This is a genomic window from Stackebrandtia albiflava (genome assembly GCF_007994225.1).
In the GTDB taxonomy this organism is placed as follows: domain Bacteria; phylum Actinomycetota; class Actinomycetes; order Mycobacteriales; family Micromonosporaceae; genus Stackebrandtia; species Stackebrandtia albiflava.
In genome coordinates this window covers 214,275-231,225 of sequence record NZ_VLLL01000008.1, presented here as the reverse complement: position 1 = coordinate 231,225, position 16,951 = coordinate 214,275, and the positions used below count along the sequence as shown (strand labels likewise).

Annotated in this window: 17 protein-coding genes; 7 read left to right on the top strand and 10 right to left on the bottom strand. The window is 70.0% G+C overall.

Features of this window, described 5'->3' with window-relative positions; all coding sequences use genetic code 11:
* The first annotated feature begins 164 nt into the window (after positions 1–164).
* Positions 165–1,670, top strand: a complete 1,506-nt coding sequence (locus LX16_RS22070; RefSeq protein WP_147142645.1) for a S1 family peptidase — start codon at positions 165–167, stop codon at positions 1,668–1,670.
* Between the two features lie 171 nt (positions 1,671–1,841).
* Here the strand turns inward: LX16_RS22070 and LX16_RS22065 are convergent, their stop codons facing one another.
* Both LX16_RS22065 and LX16_RS22060 read right to left on the bottom strand, forming a co-directional pair.
* The gene (locus LX16_RS22065) at positions 1,842–2,033 is read right to left on the bottom strand and encodes a DUF397 domain-containing protein (protein ID WP_147142642.1); all 192 of its coding nucleotides are present in this window, start codon (positions 2,031–2,033) and stop codon (positions 1,842–1,844) included.
* Positions 2,030–2,872: a helix-turn-helix domain-containing protein gene (locus tag LX16_RS22060; protein ID WP_147142639.1), complete on the bottom strand. Its 843-nt coding sequence runs from the start codon at positions 2,870–2,872 to the stop codon at positions 2,030–2,032. Before LX16_RS22060 ends, LX16_RS22065 begins: the two co-directional genes overlap by 4 nt.
* A 223-nt stretch (positions 2,873–3,095) precedes the next feature.
* Here LX16_RS22060 and LX16_RS22055 point away from each other — a divergent pair, with 223 nt between their 5' ends.
* The 3 genes from LX16_RS22055 (at position 3,096) to bcp (ending at position 4,583) form a co-directional block, all read left to right on the top strand.
* On the top strand, positions 3,096–3,350 hold the full coding sequence (locus LX16_RS22055; protein WP_147142634.1) for a hypothetical protein: 255 nt from the start codon (positions 3,096–3,098) through the stop codon (positions 3,348–3,350).
* Positions 3,351–3,353: 3 nt separating this feature from the next.
* Positions 3,354–3,767 carry a hypothetical protein gene (locus LX16_RS22050; protein WP_147142632.1) on the top strand — a complete coding sequence of 138 codons (414 nt, stop codon included), beginning with the start codon at positions 3,354–3,356 and terminating at the stop codon, positions 3,765–3,767.
* Positions 3,768–4,109: 342 nt separating this feature from the next.
* A complete protein-coding gene (bcp, locus tag LX16_RS22045) occupies positions 4,110–4,583 on the top strand; it encodes a thioredoxin-dependent thiol peroxidase (RefSeq protein ID WP_147142628.1) in 474 nt (157 codons plus the stop codon).
* A gap of 41 nt (positions 4,584–4,624) precedes the next feature.
* Here bcp and LX16_RS28045 read toward each other — a convergent pair whose 3' ends face one another.
* The 3 genes from LX16_RS28045 to LX16_RS22035 form a co-directional block, all read right to left on the bottom strand.
* Positions 4,625–4,756, bottom strand: coding sequence for a hypothetical protein (locus LX16_RS28045; protein ID WP_280176826.1), 132 nt, complete (start codon positions 4,754–4,756; stop codon positions 4,625–4,627).
* A gap of 222 nt (positions 4,757–4,978) precedes the next feature.
* Entirely contained in the window at positions 4,979–5,905 is a 927-nt protein-coding gene (locus LX16_RS22040; RefSeq protein WP_147142626.1) for an oxidoreductase, read from the bottom strand.
* 119 nt (positions 5,906–6,024) lie between these two features.
* Complete coding sequence (locus LX16_RS22035; RefSeq protein ID WP_147142623.1) at positions 6,025–7,458, bottom strand: NCS2 family permease; 1,434 nt, start codon at positions 7,456–7,458, stop codon at positions 6,025–6,027.
* A 1,104-nt stretch (positions 7,459–8,562) separates the two neighbouring features.
* On the opposite strand from LX16_RS22035, the gene LX16_RS22030 reads away from it, so the two are divergent.
* Complete coding sequence (locus LX16_RS22030; RefSeq protein ID WP_147142620.1) at positions 8,563–9,687, top strand: AAA family ATPase; 1,125 nt, start codon at positions 8,563–8,565, stop codon at positions 9,685–9,687.
* A gap of 25 nt (positions 9,688–9,712) precedes the next feature.
* Here the strand turns inward: LX16_RS22030 and LX16_RS22025 are convergent, their stop codons facing one another.
* Positions 9,713–10,447 carry a class I SAM-dependent methyltransferase gene (locus tag LX16_RS22025; RefSeq protein ID WP_147142617.1) on the bottom strand — a complete coding sequence of 245 codons (735 nt, stop codon included), beginning with the start codon at positions 10,445–10,447 and terminating at the stop codon, positions 9,713–9,715.
* A gap of 203 nt (positions 10,448–10,650) precedes the next feature.
* On the opposite strand from LX16_RS22025, the gene LX16_RS22020 reads away from it, so the two are divergent.
* Positions 10,651–11,766, top strand: coding sequence for an NAD(P)/FAD-dependent oxidoreductase (locus LX16_RS22020; protein ID WP_147142614.1), 1,116 nt, complete (start codon positions 10,651–10,653; stop codon positions 11,764–11,766).
* Here the strand turns inward: LX16_RS22020 and LX16_RS22015 are convergent, their stop codons facing one another.
* The gene (locus tag LX16_RS22015) at positions 11,767–13,152 is read right to left on the bottom strand and encodes a hypothetical protein (RefSeq protein WP_147142611.1); all 1,386 of its coding nucleotides are present in this window, start codon (positions 13,150–13,152) and stop codon (positions 11,767–11,769) included.
* 171 nt (positions 13,153–13,323) lie between these two features.
* Between LX16_RS22015 and LX16_RS22010 the strand changes: the two genes are divergently transcribed.
* Positions 13,324–14,241 carry an SDR family oxidoreductase gene (locus tag LX16_RS22010; RefSeq protein ID WP_147142608.1) on the top strand — a complete coding sequence of 306 codons (918 nt, stop codon included), beginning with the start codon at positions 13,324–13,326 and terminating at the stop codon, positions 14,239–14,241.
* Between the two features lie 18 nt (positions 14,242–14,259).
* Here the strand turns inward: LX16_RS22010 and LX16_RS22005 are convergent, their stop codons facing one another.
* From LX16_RS22005 to LX16_RS21995, 3 genes are all read right to left on the bottom strand, one after another.
* Complete coding sequence (locus LX16_RS22005) at positions 14,260–14,631, bottom strand: DUF2784 domain-containing protein (RefSeq protein ID WP_147142606.1); 372 nt, start codon at positions 14,629–14,631, stop codon at positions 14,260–14,262.
* A gap of 40 nt (positions 14,632–14,671) precedes the next feature.
* Entirely contained in the window at positions 14,672–15,649 is a 978-nt protein-coding gene (locus LX16_RS22000) for a helix-turn-helix transcriptional regulator (RefSeq protein WP_147142604.1), read from the bottom strand.
* 75 nt (positions 15,650–15,724) lie between these two features.
* A complete protein-coding gene (locus tag LX16_RS21995) occupies positions 15,725–16,669 on the bottom strand; it encodes a M23 family metallopeptidase (protein ID WP_211354691.1) in 945 nt (314 codons plus the stop codon).
* Positions 16,670–16,951 lie beyond the last annotated feature (282 nt).

Genomic DNA, 16,951 nt, shown 5'->3' with positions numbered 1-16,951 from the left:
ACCCCCCTGCGGGCGGGTCACGGGCCGCGCCGTGACCCGCCCGCAGGTTTCACTGAATAAGCCCGGCCTTCCCTAAGATCGATACATGTCGATACTGTGATCGCGGCGCGTCGCCCGGCGCGCAAGGCCCCACGGCCACAGCCGCACACGCGAAAGGCCCGTTCGTGAAACTCCGCACCCTCACCACCAGCGGCGTAACCGCCGCCATCGTGGTGGCGGGAACCCTCGCCGCCACGGCGACACCCGCCACCGCCTCCCCCGTCCTCGGATTCGACGAAGCCCGCGCCGACATCGCGGGCGACGTCGACCCCGACATCATGTCCGCCATGAAACGCGACTTCGGACTCACCACACAGGGCGTCTACGACCGCCTCGCCGTGGACGAGGTCGCCACCTCCATCGAATCCGTCGCCGGCATCCAGTTCTTCGGCGACTACGCCGGAACCTGGGTCAACGCCGACGGAACCGGCACCATCGTCGCCGTCACCGACCCCGCCCGCGCCTCCGAGGTCGAGGAACTCGGCGCCACCCCGAAGATCGTCGCCCACGACCTCCAGACCCTCCAGGCGACACAGGAACGGCTCGACGCCGTCACCTCCGTGCCCGACGGGATCCACTCCTGGTACGTCGACGTCACCCAGAACGCCGTCGTCGTCACCGCCGAGAACCGCCGCGCCGTCGCCGCGCTCACCGACGCCGCCGGACTGCGCACCCGCGACGTCCACTACGAACACTCCGCCGAGCAGGCCCGGCCGCTGTATAACATCCGCGGCGGCGACGCCTACTACATGGGCGGACGCTGCTCGGTCGGCTTCTCCGTCACCCACTCCGGCGGCAGCGGCTTCGTCACCGCCGGACACTGCGGCACCGTCGGTACCGCGGTGCAGGGCTACAACCAGGTCGCCATGGGCACGTTCCGCGGCTCCGTGTTCCCCGGTAGCGACTACGCCTGGGTCGCCACCAACACCAACTGGACCTCCACCCCCAAGGTGAACGGATACGGCCAGGCCGACTTCACCGTCACCGACGGCGTCGAGAAGCCCTCCGGCGCGGCCGTGTGCCGGTCCGGCTCCACCACCGGCGTCCACTGCGGCACCATCGGGCCGAAGAACCAGACCGTCACGTACCCGCAGGGCACCGTACGCGGCATGACCCGCACCAACGTCTGCGCCGAGCCCGGCGACTCCGGCGGCTCCTGGATCTCCAACGGCAGCGCCCAGGGCGTCACCAGCGGCGGCAGCGGCGACTGCAACAGCGGCGGCACCACGTACTTCTTCCCGCTGACCACCATCATGGCCGCCTACCCCGGCCTGACCCTCACCACCGACGGCGGTGGCGGCCCCGGCCCGGGCCCCGGCGGTTGTGACGACGCGGGCGAGAACTACAGCGGTTCCCTGAGTGGCACCGGCGACTACGACTTCCAGCCCAACGGCGACTACTACTACTCCGGCGCCGGCACCCACATCGGCTGCCTCGCCGGACCGTCCGGCACCGACTACGACCTGGAACTCCAGCGCTGGAACGGTTCGAGCTGGAGCGTGGTCGCGCGCTCGGAGACGCCGACGTCCGAGGAGAGCATTAGCTACAACGGCTCCGCCGGTTACTACGTGTGGCGGATCTACTCGTACTCCGGCTCCGGCGCCTACGCCTTCGGCATGGACCGGCCGTAACCCGACATTCCCCTCAGCCCGCCCGGTGCCGGTCCCCGGTTTCCCCGGCACCGGGCGGTGCCGTCCAGGTATGAGACGAGTCGGCTCGGGTGGTCGCGGACCCCTCTGGCACCGGGTACGTCCCGGTGGCCGGTGGGACTGCGGCCACCCGAGCCTTCGCCGTCGTGTGGTTCAGACCGTCGGGTCGGTCTTGACGGTGTGGAGGAGGGCCAGGTAGTCGGCGGTGGTGACCGGGAGGACGGGACGGACCCCACCGTGTCGGCTGTCGGACAACTGCGGCGTCTCGGCCAACCGCGCCTCAACGCAGTTGTTGCCGCCGGAGGGGCTACGGCTCGACTTGCGCCACGGGGAGGGAACGATCATGGCAAGTACTCCTTCAGCGGTGCCGCACTGGCGAATGCGGACTCGAAAGCCTGTTCGTATCGCGACACTACGTCAGTCTTCTCGATGTACCGATATCCGTCCAGAAATTCGATGTAGACGAAGGAGTTTCGGACCTGACCGGCAGGCCCCCGACCGGGTGTGAGGATCGTGAAGCCGCCGTCCACCGCGGCATGGGCTCTGTGGGCGACACGGATCTCGTACCGACCGTGCTTGTCGACTTCGGCGAGGCGACCGTACTGGTCTGATCTGATGCCGGCGGCCATCTGGTCGAGGTGATGTAGTGCCGAGATGCCGATCAAGAGCTGGATTCTGAACTTGTCTCGCCGTTTGGCGAGAAGCTCTTGGCGCTTCAGGCGGAATCCTCGAATGTCTGGAAGCTGATTGTGCGGCAGGGGAAGCGCCACCGACTGGAGTTCGGCCAGGTACTCGGGTGTCTGTACCAGGCCGGGAATCGTTTCGGTGGACCAGTTCTGAATGAGCGAAGCCGTCTGCTCGGTTTCGGCGAACAGGGAGAACTTGGACGGTGCGCCGTTCTTGAAACTCTCCCACCAGCCCCGTTCCTTGCCGCGTACGACGAGCGAGGTCATGAGGGACATCTGTTCGGCGGGTATGTCGAGTACCTGGCAGATCTTCTCGATCACGAGCGCCTTCGTACCCTGTTCGCCCGATTCGATGCGCACGATCGAGTTCCGGTTGTACCCGATCATCGCGCCGAGTTCCGCGGGCTGTAGGCGCTTGGCCTCCCTCGCCCGTCTCACCATGTCTCCAAGGGCTATCCGCGCCAGGGTCGGCTGGTTCGCGGTGTCGCTGCTCGCCATGCCCACGATGATGACAGTGCGTGACCGACAGGTCTACATCAGATCGTGCCAACCGCCTCGTACATTTCGGGCGGCTCGTCGTGTACGGCACGTGAGTGGCATGACGCGGCGGTCGGTCCAGAAGGGGCAGAGCCGACATGCTGTTCATCGCCCGTTCGTGCCCATACCGTGAAGGTCGGTTCACGACCGTGAGCCGGAGACCACGTCCGAACATGGAGGCGGTATGAGGATCGATTATGGGGTGTTCGACGACCCGGCGGTCTCGTATCAGGTGACGGGGACCGCCGGATCCGGTGAGGTGAACGTGGTGTGGCGGTCGCAGGACCGGGACGTGACGGTGTTGCGAGTGGACACCGGCACGGGCCGTGTCGATGCCTGGCACCCGCTGTACCTGACGCGCGGTGAGACGTGGCGACAGGCCATGGTGGAGCGTGCCCTGGCGGTGTACCGGTCGGCGACCCGGCAGTGCGAGGGCTGAACCGTGACCACCTCCACCGAACCCGGCCGTATCGGGCGGGTCGTGTACCACTGTCACCGTTGGCGGGGACCGACCGCGCTGCTGCGCGACCCGGCGAGCCAGGCCGACCCGCGCTGTCCCGTACCACCGGCGACGTCACGCGGCTGGACGGCCAAACCCGGATCCCTGCGGGTACACCGCTTCGACGCGCCCGCGCCCGCACTGGACTGGCTGTGGCACCAGATGCGGCAGATCGTCACCGACACCCACCAGACCCGGCCCGAATGGCTACGCCCCGACATCACCGCCGACCACCGCGACTGCCGGACACAACTCCACGGCCCCGACGCCGCCTGCGAATGGCTGTTCCCCATGCCACGACACCAGGCGTTCATCGCCTCCATCGTCGCCGTCTACCGGCCACCCGAACACCCATGACCCGGTGACCCGAAGGCGGCCCCAGAGCGGGGGCCGCCACCGGAACCGTCGCGCCACCTGGAACGCGACGGTACGGCCGCCCGTGACCGTGACCTCCCGACCGGTCACGGGCGGCCCTCTGCCTGTCCACTGTGCGTCCACCCCCAAACGTGCGGCTCATGCAGCTCACGCACGCCCCACCCCCAACCGGGGGCAGGCCACCCACATCGCAAAGCATGACGAACCGGTCATACCGGTGTCAACCGGGTATTCAGCGGGGCTTCAGGAAACCGGTCACTCCCGTCGCCCGGCCGATGCGCGGCAAGGCGGCGTGGTCACAGCCTGCTCCTAGACTGGTGTGCCATGACGACACGTTTGGAACCGGGCGACACCGCCCCCGACTTCGACCTGCCGACCGCCGACGGCGGCAACCTCGGTCTCGCGTCCCTCAAAGGCCGCAAGGTGATCCTGTACGCCTACCCCTCGGCGATGACGCCCGGCTGCACCACCCAGGCGTGCGACTTCCGGGACAGCCTGGCCTCGCTGAAGTCGGAGGGCTACGAGGTCGTGGGCATCTCCCCCGACAAGCCCGAGAAGCTCGCGAAGTTCGCCGAACGGGACGCGTTGACGTTCCCGCTGGTCTCCGACACCGACAAGTCGGTCCTGACGGCCTACGGCGCGTTCGGGGAGAAGAAGAACTACGGGCGGATCGTGCAGGGCGTCATCCGGTCCACCTTCGTCATCGACGAGGCCGGGAAGATCACGCTCGCCCAGTACAACGTGCGGGCCAAGGGACACGTCGCCAAGCTGCGTCGCGACCTGAAACTGGCCGACTGACGCGCCACGGGCCGCCCCTGCCGAGGACGGCCCGTGATCGGTCATTCGTGGTCGGGACCGGTGTCGGGCGCACCGGTCGTCGTCAACGGCAACGGGAGGTCCTTGAACCGGGACATCCGGGTGCTGCGGTTGGCGATACGGCGGCGTGGAGGCACTGCGGTGGTACTTTTCACAACCCGGGATCATAGTGCGGTGGCATCACCGACGGGTAACGGTGCCGCCGCCCACAAGCTCCGCTTGGTCCCCGCGAGGTTCCGCTTGGTCCCCGCCGTTGCGGGCGGACACGCGTGAATCGGCGTGATTCGGCCGCGAATCCATGACACGGCGGGGACCAAGCACGATCCGGCGGGGACCAAGTCGTACAGGTCGGGGACCAGACGGGGAGAGCACGGCGGTCATGTCGCCGCACCGAACGAGTGGTGCACACCTGTCGACCGTTCCGACTCCTCCCACAGCCTCGCCGCCGCGGCCAGATCCGCCGCCCTCGGCGAGGCCGACACCCTGACCGGTGCGCCCCTGGCCTGTCCGGGTCCCCCGGGACCGAAGTACCAGCCGCCGCGCGCGGTCGGGTCGGTCGCGGCCCGCAACACCGGTAGCGCCCCCGCGGCGGTGGGCTGGTTGGTCAACGCGGAGAAGGCGCGCAGCAACGGCCGCCACGGCCGCCCGACATGCCGGCCCAGTTCGCTGACCGTCAGACCCGGATGCGCGGCCAGCGATATCGCGGCGCTCCCCGACTCCGCCAACCGGCGTTGCAGTTCGAACGCGAACAGCAGATTGGCGAGTTTCGCCTGCGCGTACGCGCCGGTGCGGGTGTATCGGCGTTCCCGGTGCGGGTCGTCCCAGTCGATCCGGCCGGTGTGGTGGGCGAGGCTCGACACCGTCACGATGCGCGCCTCGGCGTGGGTGCGCAGCGTCTCCAACAGCAGCCCCGTCAACGCGAAGTGCCCGAGGTGGTTGGTGCCGAACTGGAGCTCGAAGCCGTCGACGGTGCGGGTGCGGGGTGTCCACATGACACCGGCGTTGTTGACGAGCAGGTCGATCCGCGGGTGCCGCCGGGTCAGCTCGGTCGCGGCCGTCCGCACCGACGCCAGGTCGGCGAGGTCCACGACGGTGATCTCGGCGGTTCCCGGGTGTTCACCGACCCGGGCGATGGCGTCGGCGGCCCTGGCGACGTCCCGGCAGGCGAACACCACGGTCGCGCCCCGGCGCAGCAGGGCTGCGGCGGTCTCGTAGCCGATCCCGGTGTTGGCGCCGGTGACTACGGCGACCCTGCCGGACTGGTCGGGTATGTCGGCGGCCGTCCACCGGAATCCTGCGGGCATGACGGCCTCCGTCTCGTCGGGGTGTCACAGACTACGGCCGGATGCCATGGGCGGCAACCGACCCGACGATGGTTCCCCGGCGGGCGGGCGCCCAAACCCGGACGCCCGCCCGCGAGACCTCAGCCGAACAGCACCTCGATGCCGTGGATGCCGAAGTACGCCACGAACACCAGGGTGACGATCCACAACAGCCAACCGGGTTCGCGCCACTTGCCGCGCACGGTCTTCAACAGCACGAACGCGATGATGCCCGCGCCGACGCCGCTGGTCACCGAGTACGTGAACGGTGTGATCGCCAGGATCAGGAACGCCGGGATCGCGATCTCGGTGTCGGTGAAGTCGATGTTGCGGACCTGCGCCACCATGAGCCCGCCGACCAGGACCAGCGCGGGTGCGGCGGCCTGCTGCGGCACCACCGCCGCCAACGGCACCAGGAACATGGTCGCGCCGAACAGCAGACCCGTGACGACGCTCGCCAGGCCGGTGCGGGCACCGTCGCCGACGCCGGCAGCCGACTCCACGAACACGGTGTTGGCGGAGGACGAGGTGACACCTCCGAACGCGGCGGCGGCGCCGTCGATCGACAGCACACGACCGATCCCGGGCATCCTGCCCTTGTCGTCGACGAGGCCCGCCTCGTCGGAGACGGCGATGATGGTGCCCATCGCGTCGAAGAAACCGGACAGCACCAGGGTGAACAGGAACACGACCACGGTGACCAGGCCGAGGTGCGTGAACGCGCCGAACAGGTCTACCTGACCGAACAGCGAGAAGTCGGGTGCGGCGAAGACACGGTCGGGCATGGTCGGGGTGACCAGGCCCCAGCCACCCGGGGAGGCGACCGACTCGACCACGATGCCCAGCACGGTCGCGACGACGATGCTGATCATGACGGCGCCGGGAACCCTGCGGCCCCACAGGGCGATGGTCAACAACAGACCGATCACGAACACCGCGATCGGCCAGCCCTGGAGTTCACCGCCGCTGCCCAGCACCACCGGCACGGTCGTGCCGTCGGCGTCGGGGCGTCGCGTGACGAATCCGGCGTTGACCAGTCCGATCAGCGCGATGAACAGTCCGAGTCCCGCGCCGATGGCGTACTTGAGGTCTCGTGGGATGGCGTTCATGATGGCGGCACGGGCACCGCTGATCGCCAGCACCACGATCAGCAGGCCCTCCAACACGACGAGGCCCATCGCCTGCGCCCAGGTGACGTTGGGGGCGATCTGGTACGCCACGACGGCGTTGACGGTCAACGCGGCGGCCAACGCCAGCGGGACCCGCCCGACCGCGCCCATGACGGTCGTGGCGATGAACGCCGAGAACGCCGTCATGGTGGTGACGCCGACCAGCGAGAGGCGTTCACCGGTGACGTCGGTGGCGCCGGTGAGGATCAGCGGGTTGAGGACGACGATGTACGCCATCGCCATGAAGGTGGTGAAGCCGCCGCGGATCTCCGCGCCGACGGTGCTGCCGCGTGCCGTGATCTGGAACCAACGGTCGAAACCGTTGACCTTCGATGCGGCGGCGGTGCCGGAGGTGTTCTTCCCCATGTACCGAAATCTCCCATTTCCGCGCCCGGATTTCGCTCATTTCGACGCGGCGGGCACCACGTCGGGCGGCTGGTACGCGGGAATGATCTTGCGGAGCGGGTTTCCGGCGGGTACGCCGACCTGCCCGAATGTGACCCGCCCCGGCCTCGGGCGGTGACCGGGAGTGGTCGGGGAGGCGATGCCGGCGCGGTGGGGTGTGGCGGGGCGTGCCGGACGGCGCGGTGGCTGACCGCCCCGGGGTTCCGCCGGGCGGCGCGGTCGCGGCGGCGGCGGGTGGACAGCGCGGCCACGTGCGGGGCGATGGAACCGGTCCAGCCGTGGCGGCGGCGTAGGTGCCGGATCAGCGGGCCGCAGGGCCACCGGCGGCCACACTCGCGGCAGCGGGCGAAGACGACGGGCACCGGGATGACGCCCAGCAGCCAGGCCAGCCGGGGCCGCCGGGTCGGGAGGTGGGTGTCGGGGACGCGGCGGAGGCGCGCGAGGACACGGGCGTGGCGGGCGAGTGCGGTCGGCGGGCACACGATCACGAACCGGCGCAGCCGGTGGCGCCGGAACCACCGGTGCCATCTCGATCGTGGCCGTGCGACATGCCATCCGGGAACCGTCGTCATCCTCCACCCCACATATTCCACAATGGCTTTTCCACAACACCTGCGTCGTCCACAACCCTCCCCGCCGCTTAAGCCTCCCTTCAGCGAAACCCGTCTACGTTCACAGACAGGGGAGGAGGTCGGTGGCCCGGGGGTTGGGACGGCGGGGGATCGCACTCCGCGAATCCGCCGTGCACAATGTTCGCACATCAGTACTAAACGGTCAATAGTCCGTTCTCGGACTTTTCGGCACGCCACTGCCTCATGCCCCGCGCCGCCTCGCCCGTACCCGGAAGCCCCGCGGCCGGTCCGTCCATACTCCACACACCATCGCGCCCGTTGCGATGCCGGCCCCGTCCCCCGGCGACCCGGTGACACCGGCACCGCCCGACCGACCGACCGAACCACGGCGTCACTCCCCCACCACCGCCCAACCGTCCTCTGTGATCGGGCACCGGCACCCGCCCCCCGATACTCCGTTGACCGCTCACCGTCGCGCCGTGAGAATCCCGGTATGACGCGCCTCTCTGACCCCGCAGGCTTCCCGGTGTTGTGGCTGTGCGGGCCGCCGGGCGCCGGGAAGACCACGGTGGCGTGGCGGCTCTACCGCGAGTTGCGCGATGCCGGCGCGGCGGTCGGTTACGTCGACGTCGACCAGCTCGGCATGTGCTACCCCGAGTCGGAGGCCGACCCCGGCCGGTATCGCCTGAAGCTGCGGAACCTGGCGGCGGTGGTCGCCGCGCAACGCGACCACGGCGCACACGGCCTGATCGTGTCGGGGGTGACGGATCCGGCGGGCGGCCCGGAGGCGACCGCGGTTCCGGGGGCGGCCGTGACGACGGTCGGGCTGCGCGCCGACTTCGACCGGTTGTGGGAACGGATCACGGCTCGCGGCGGGTCCGCGCCACCCGAGGCGGCGGTGCGCCGGGAGGCGGCACTACTCGACGCATCGTCCACAGGGGATGTCGTGGACACCACGGACCTCACCGTCGACGAGGTGACCGACCGGGTGCGGCGGCGGTGGCCGCAACCGCCGCCGTCCGAACCGCCACTCGGCGGGGACGCCGAGGCCGGTGGCGGCCCGCCCGGCGCGGTGCTGTGGTTGTGCGGCGCACCCGGCGCCGGGGCGTCCACGATCGGTTTCGCCGCGTACCTGCGGCTGGTCGCCTCGGAGACGTGCGCCTTCCTGGATCTCGGGCAGCTCGGGTTCGGTCCCGCGCGCCCGGACGACGCCGACGGCCATCGGCTCGCGGCGCGGACGGTGGCGGGCCTGTGGCCCCGGTTCGGCGTGGCGGGCGCCCGGCGGCTCGTCATGGTCGGCAGGGCGGGCGACGCCGCCGCCCTCGGCCGGTACCGGGCGGCCCTGTCGGTCACGCGGTTGACGGTGTGCCGTCTCGACGTGTCCCCGGAGACACTGCGCGACCGGATATCCGCACGAGTCGGCGGTGCCGGCTGGCCGGAACCGGGGAACCCGTGGCGGCATCATGCGCCGTCGGAGGTACCGGGGGCGGTGGAGGCGGCCGTGGCGCGGAACGAGACGCTGCGCCGCAGCGGGTTCGGCGACTTCTCGGTCGACGCGAACGGTGACGTCGCGGCCGTCGCGGCGGCGGTCGTGTCGGGCTGGGCCGGGACCGCCTGACCCGGGACCGGCGGAGTCCCCCGCCTCAGCCGACCCGGCGGGCGACGAAGACGAACTCCCTGCCCGGCCGGTCCGGTGCCTGGCGCACGTCCCGTACCTCGAAACCGTTGTCGCGCAACGCGGTCTCGGACTCGGCACGGTCGCGGAACCGCAGCGTGGACCGGGAGTCGACGACCTCGCCGTCGGACTCGAACCGGTACGACTCCCGGAACGACACCAGCGGCAGGTCGACGTCGGTGACCTGTCGCGTCTGTTCCACGATCCCGACTCCGGGGACGTCGCGTCGCGCCGGTGCCGTGTCGGCGGCCCACTCCTCCCAGGCCCGGTATTCGGGGCGGCGGGTCTCGTACACCAGGTGGCCCCCGGGCCGCAGTGTCGCGTGGATCGCGCGCAGGGTGGCCGTCCACTCGGCGTCGGTGAGGAACACCTGGGCGACGTTGCCGGTCATGACCGCCAGATCGAACCCCGGTGCCGTGGCCGGGACGTCGGTGGCGTCGCCGTGAATCCACCGGATCGCGCCGTCGGGGTCCTTGGTCGCGGCGATCGCCAGTGACGCGGCCGCCGGGTCCACTCCGGTGACGTCGAGGCCGTCTTCCGTGAGCAGCACGGCGAGATTACCGGTGCCACAGCCGATGTCGAGGACGCGACGCGCGCCGAGTTCCGCGGCGACGCGACGGTACGCGTCGAGGTCGGCACGGTCGCCGTCGAAGGCGTCGTACACGGCGGCGAGGCGGGGGTGGGCGAAGATCGCGTCGGGCATGGGATGACGGTAGGCCGGTCGGGCGCCGACCACAACGGGATTTCGCCTGGTGGCACGGCCGCCCGCCCCGCGCGGCGCCGCGTTGGGGGCGGTCGCCAGGAGGGGCCGGTGTCCAGGCCCGTCGCCGTGGACGGTTGACACCGCCGCGGGGCTCCAGCAACCTGTATGGCGCAGACGTCTTCCGCTGAGCGACAGGAGTCCTCATGTCCGCGACCGTGGCCATCGTGGGTGGTGGCTACGCCGGGATCACCGCCGCCAAGGCACTCGACCAGGTCGCCGACGTGGTGTTGATCGACCCGAAGGACTCCTTCGTCCACAATGTCGCGTCGTTGCGCGCGGTGGTGGATCCGTGGTGGGCCGACTGGGTGTTCTTCCCCTATGAGCGGCTACTGGAACGGGGCAGGGTCGTGACCGACCTGGCGGTCTCGGTCGAGTCCACGGGGGTGCGGCTGGCCTCGGGGCCGCGCATCGCCGCCGACTACGTGGTGGTGGCCACGGGGACCGCGTATCCCTTCCCCGCCAAGCCGGGTAACGACCGCGCGAAGATCGGCAGGGAACGGTTCCACCGGACGGCGGAGCAGCTGTCCCGTGCCGGGCGGGTGCTGTTGCTGGGGGCGGGACCGGTCGGGCTGGAACTGGCCGGTGAGATCAAGGCGGCGTGGCCCGACAAGTCGGTGACCATAGTGGATCCCGGCCGGACGGTGCTGTCGGGTGGGTTCATCGACGGCTTCCCGCAGGACGTGGCGGCCCGGTTGCGCGACGACCTGTGGCGGCAGTTGCGCGCGATGGGTGTGGAGATCATCCTCAACGACTCGCTGCGGCATTCGCTGCCGGTGCTCAGCGGCACGACCGCCCCCTTCACCGCGCGCACCTGGTCGGGACGCACCATCACCGCGGACATCTGGTTCCAGTGCTTCGGCCGGGAACCGGCGGCGCACTGCCTGTCCCGGGAACTGTCGGGGGCGTGGCGTACCGACGGGCGACTGTCGGTGGGTTCCGATCTGCGGTTGGCGGGCCAGCCCCGGGTGTTCGCCATCGGTGACGTCACCGCCGCGCCCGCCATGGACACCGCCGTGGTGGCGATGGAGCAGGGGGAACTGGTCGCCGAGCAGATCAAGACCCTGATGGGCGGCGGTGGGCGCCTGAAGCGCTACCACCCGAGCCAACCGATGTTCCTGATCCCGTTGGGTCCCCGCGGCGGCGCCTCGTACTCGCCGGACGCCGGAATCCTGGACGCCGCCACGACCGTGCAGTACAAGGGGACCGACCTGTTCGTCGGCAAGTACTGCGAGATCTTCAACATGAAGAGTCCGTTGTAGTCAGTCAGGCAGGTAGCCGGGATCATCGACGGATACGGCGTTGGGGACGAGGTCGGGATCGTGCCGGCCTTCCGGCTCCTCGTCCTCCTCCTGGACACCGCCCGGGCCGAAGACGGCGACGCCCGAACCGCGCCACTGCGAGGCGGCTTCGTCTGGTGTGGACGCCGTGGCCTCCGCATCGTCCTCTTCCTCCTCCCGTTCGACACCTCCGGCGGCGCCGCCTAGGGCGTCCGGTGGGGACGAAATGGCGTCCACCGCCGTCCCGCCGTGGCCTCCTACGCCCGCCACCGGTGATGGTGTGATCGCCCCCCGGGTAGGCACCGGCGGAGTCGGGTCCGGTGACGACTCGGGTTCCTCCGTGTCGCTCAGCGCGTCACCGGAGGGGTGGGCGGGGGAATTGGACACACCGCGGCGCCCCCGCGTCGCCGACGTCCCCGCGTCCACGTACACCGGAGCCGGTGTCGGCAGGCTTTCGATCGCCGCGAGAACGTCGCAGCGGATCTTGTCGATCCGTTCCAGCATGACGTCGCTTCCGCTCTCCTCGCCGACCTCGATCCACTCCAGAGGGCCGTACCGTCCGGGCGTCCTCGTCGTCCACAACGGGTCCTGGTGCAGGTCCCGCGGACGTTTGCCGGTGCGCGCGGCATAGACGCCCTCCAGCCGGCTCGTCACAGTCGACCAGTATCGGTATTCCCGGCGGTAATCGCGGCCCGGTGTCCCATGTCGAGCCTCGTGGGCGGCACGGATCGGCCCGTTGAACTGGACCGAGCCGCGGCGCAGACCGGCGACCACCTCCTCGGCGAGCCGGTTGGTTCCGGCGAGACGAAGCTTCTGCCACTGGTCCCGGTCCCCGTCGGGAACGCTGTAGTAGACGGGGGTCTGCGCGTGCAGTGCCGCTTGGAGCATGCTGTGGCAGTCATCGGCGGTACCGAAGGTCCGGGAGCGGAGGTTCCCGTACTTGTGGCCGGGAGCGCACGGCCGGCGCTCGGTGTACATGTCAAGCACCCGTGCGAACCGTTGGTCGTCGGGATGGTTCCCGAGCGCCTGCGGTGTGATGATCTCGGCGGCCTTCTTCAAAAGGAGCCCTTCGGCGTGGTGCCCGCCGAGGGATTCGGCGGGGATCTTCCTCTCCTGGCCGCCCGTCATGATTCTGATCCAGCCGCGATTGGAGTCCCCGAACGCGTTGGTGAGAACGCTGTGATCGGCCCGCGCCTGGTACGTCGCCTCGTCGAGACCGGCCTTCTGCTGTTCGATGTGCCGTTGCACGGCGCGGTTCCCGGCGGCCGCCTGCAGCGCCATGACGCCGCCGGGCGGTACCGCCACCGCCCGAGTGCGAGCGGCGACGGCCGTACGCGGCTCGGGGAGCCTTTCGGGCGTTCCGGTCATGTTCCCCACCTCGGCACCAGTGTGGGCACCGGCGCGCGACACCGCCTCGCCCGTCCGGGACGCGGTGAGGGCACGGTCGTCCGGAAAACGGGCGACCCGCCGGGAAAACCCGACACGGGTTGTCTGGTTTCGTTGTTAACGTCGGCGTCTCGACGAACTGGAGGTAATTCCATGCAGGGACCGCTGTCGGGCAAGGTGGCGTTGGTGGCCGGGGCGACCCGGGGTGCGGGCAGGGCGTTCGCGGTGGAACTGTCCCGGGCGGGCGCGTTCGTGTACGCGACCGGCCGCAGCAGTGCCGCGGGGCGTTCGGAGATCGACCGTCCGGAGACGATCGAGGGCACCGTGGAGGCGATGGAGGCCGCGGGCGGCCGAGGCGCGTACGCCGTGGTGGACCACCTGGAGCCGGAGCGGGTGCGGGAGCTGGTCGCCCGCATCGAATCGGAGCAGGGGCGGCTGGACGTCCTGGTCAACAACATCTGGGGTGGTGACCACCTGTGGGAGGGGGAGGCGAAGCTGTGGGAGCACGACCTGGACGCCGGGCTGCGGATCCTCCGGCTGGGTGTGGAGTCGCACATCGTGACCTCCCATGCGGCCCTTCCGCTGCTGGTCCGGCGACCCGGCGGCCTGGTCGTGGAGGTCACCGACGGCACGTGGGAGTACAACTCGACGCACTATCGCAAGCCGTTCTTCTACGATCTGGCCAAGGCCGCGCCGCACCGGATGACCAAGGCGCTGGCGGAGGAACTGGCCGATTCCGGTGGGACCGCGGTGTGCGTGACACCCGGGTGGATCCGCTCGGAGGCCATGTTGGACACCCACTTCGAGGTGACCGAGGAGAACTGGCGGGACGGCGCGAACCGTGACCCGCACTTCCTGATCAGTGAGACCCCGTACTTCGTGGCGCGTGGAACGGCCGCACTGGCCGCCGATCCGGACGTGGCGCGTTGGAACGGGCAGACGTTGTCGAGTCACCGGTTGTCCCAGGAGTACGGGACCACCGATGTGGACGGTTCACGGCCGGACGCGTGGAGCTACATCTCCGAGGTCGTGGAGGGTGGCGCCGACCGGACCGCCGACGACTACCGGTGACCCGGTTCCGGTGCGGCTCTACCGGGCCGCACCGGTGCGCCGCCGCCACCGCCACCAGGCTCCCGCCCAGGACACCGCGATCACGGCCACGACGATCCACCGCACCAGGATCAGGTGTTCACCGGGGTAGACCACGTCGGTGAGGTACTGGTCGATGAACCCGCCGGGGTCGAGACTGTTCTGGCCGGCCCTGTCACGGAACAGGTTCTCCAGGTACGTGAGCGGGCAGATCACCGGGAACATGATCGCCGCCAGTCCCCACAGCGCCATCGCCAGGTGCGGGAACCACATCCTCGGCCACCGCCACGCCAGGAAGCCGCCGACGACGAGGTACGCGAGCACCAGGAAGTGCACCACCATGGTGATGTCGCTCAGTATCCGCCACAGCATCGCGTCTCACCGTCCTCGTCTCCAATTCTGCCGCGAACCGTCACCGGTAGAGGGCGGCGGTCCGCCGGGCCGCCTCGGCCATCCGTTCCCGCAGCGACGCGGGGGCGACGACCTCGACCTCGGGGCCGAGTCGCAGCATCTCGGTATAGGCGACGTCGAGGGTCTCCACGGGTATCTCGACGGTGGCGGGGCGGGGCGCCAGGTGGTCCTTGATCAGGGCGTACGCGTGGGGTGAGACGGCGTGCCCGATCAGGTCGACGCCCGCCGGGCTCAACCGGACGGTGATGCGTTCCCGCAGGATGGCGACGCCGAAGCGGTCGGACTGGGCGCGCCAGTGCGCGGCGAGGTCGAAGTCGGGGTCGCGGGTGAAACGTTCCTCGGTGACCTCGACCGCCTGGACCCGGTCGACCCGGTAGCTGCGGAGGTCGCCGTCGCGGGCGGCGATCAGGTACCAGACTCCCGCCTTGAGGACCAGCCCGTACGGGGCGAGCCTGCCGCGGGTGGGTGGTGGCGGTTCGGTGGACCACACCCGGGTGCCCGCCTGGTAGGTGACGGTGACGTGGCGGTTCTGCCATACGGCGCGGGCGAGGTCGCCGAGGTGGGGTGGTGGCGGGGCCTCCCGGAACCACCCGGGGGCGTCGAGGTGGAATCGTTCCCTGACCCGGTCGGGGGCGCTTCGGGCGCGGGGTGACAGTGCGGCGGCGACCTTGAGCCGGGCGGCGGCGGAGGCGTCGGCGAGCCCCAGCCCGGTGACCGCTTCGGGCACACCGGACAGGAACAGTGCCTCCACCTCGGCGGCCTCCAGGCCGCCCAACCGCAACCGAAGGTCCTCGCTGAGCCGGTATCCGCCGGACCTGCCTCGGATCGTCTCGACGCCGATTCCGGCCTCGGCGAGTTCCAGGACGTCGCGGGTGATCGTCCGGGTGGTGACGCCGAGTTCGCGGGCGAGCCGTTCGGCGGTGACGGTGCCGCGCCGCTGCAGCAACAGCACCAGGTTGATCAGTCTCGCGGCCCGCATGCGGCGAAGGCTACCTTCGGGTGGACACGGAACGGCCGCCGCCGGTTGCCCGGCGGCGGCCGTGAGCCTGAGAGGTCAGCCGCAGTGGGACCAGGCGCTGGTCCAACTGGAGCTGCCCACCGAGCCGCCCCACTTCACGCAGGTGGAGGGGGCGTGTTTCTTCACCGGTCCGGCGTAGTAGGCGAAGTTGCCGGAATCGGTGGACTTGGTGCCGCCCTGTACTTCGAGCGAGGCGGACACGGGGCTGGCCGTGCCGATCTTGGTGCTCTTGATGGTGACGACGCAGTTGTACTGGTTGGAGGAGTTGTACATGAGGTAGATGCGTCCGCCGGTGACGGCGTGCGAGTTGATCTGGGTGTAACCGCTGCCGCAGACCTCACCGGGGGTGTACGGGTTGGTGCTGCCACCGCCGCAGTCGGAGGTGTAGTTGCGGGTGCCGTAGTAGTAGACGCTGGCGTTGTTGAACCTGATGGAGACCGCCGAGCCGCCGTAGGAGGTGCGCTGCTCGTAGTGGAGGTGGGCTCCGAAGCCGCCGGGCGTGTTCGGGAAGCCGGTGCCGCCGACGTAGCCGATGGTCTGGCCTCGGTTGACGCTCTGGCCGTTGCTGACGGCGAAACCGCTGAGGTGGGCGTAGTAGGTGGCGGTGCCGTCGCTGTGCCGGATCACGACCAGGTTGCCGTAGGAGGTGCCGCTCATCGATCCACGGTGGACGACGGTTCCGGGGGCGCTGGCCGTGACGGCGTCGCCCTGGTCGTTGGTGCGGTTGAAGTCGACGGCGCGCAGTGGACTGTGGTTGGTGCGGGTCTGTCCCGACCAGGTCTGGCCGCAGGGGAACGGTACCCGGTGGCTGACGGCCTGGGTGCTGACGTCGTCGGTGCCGGCGTCCTGTGCCGAGGCGACGGTGGCGGGTGTGACGATGGCCGTGGCGACCAGTGCGGCCGCCGCGATGCCGATCCGGCTCCGGCGGGAAAGCCGCATGAGCCGGCCGCGTATGCCGCGGCCGGGCGTTTCGCGTGACATTGTGGTTCTCCTTCACAAAACCGGGTGGGCGGCCATTGCGTACCGGTTCACAACGGGTTGGAGCCGACCTTCGCCGTCCACCTGGCACGCGGTGGGGGTCGCCGCGTGTCCAGGTACAGGGTTACCGCAGTCACATACAAGCGGCCCACAACCTGGACAAACGCCGGGGCCGCGGGGACGGTGGGTGACACCGCCACGACGGGGGCGGTTGAATCCGTCGAATTCCCTATATGAATGCCTTTACCTGCGTCTATGTGAAGCGGGCGCCGCGGTTTCGTTGTG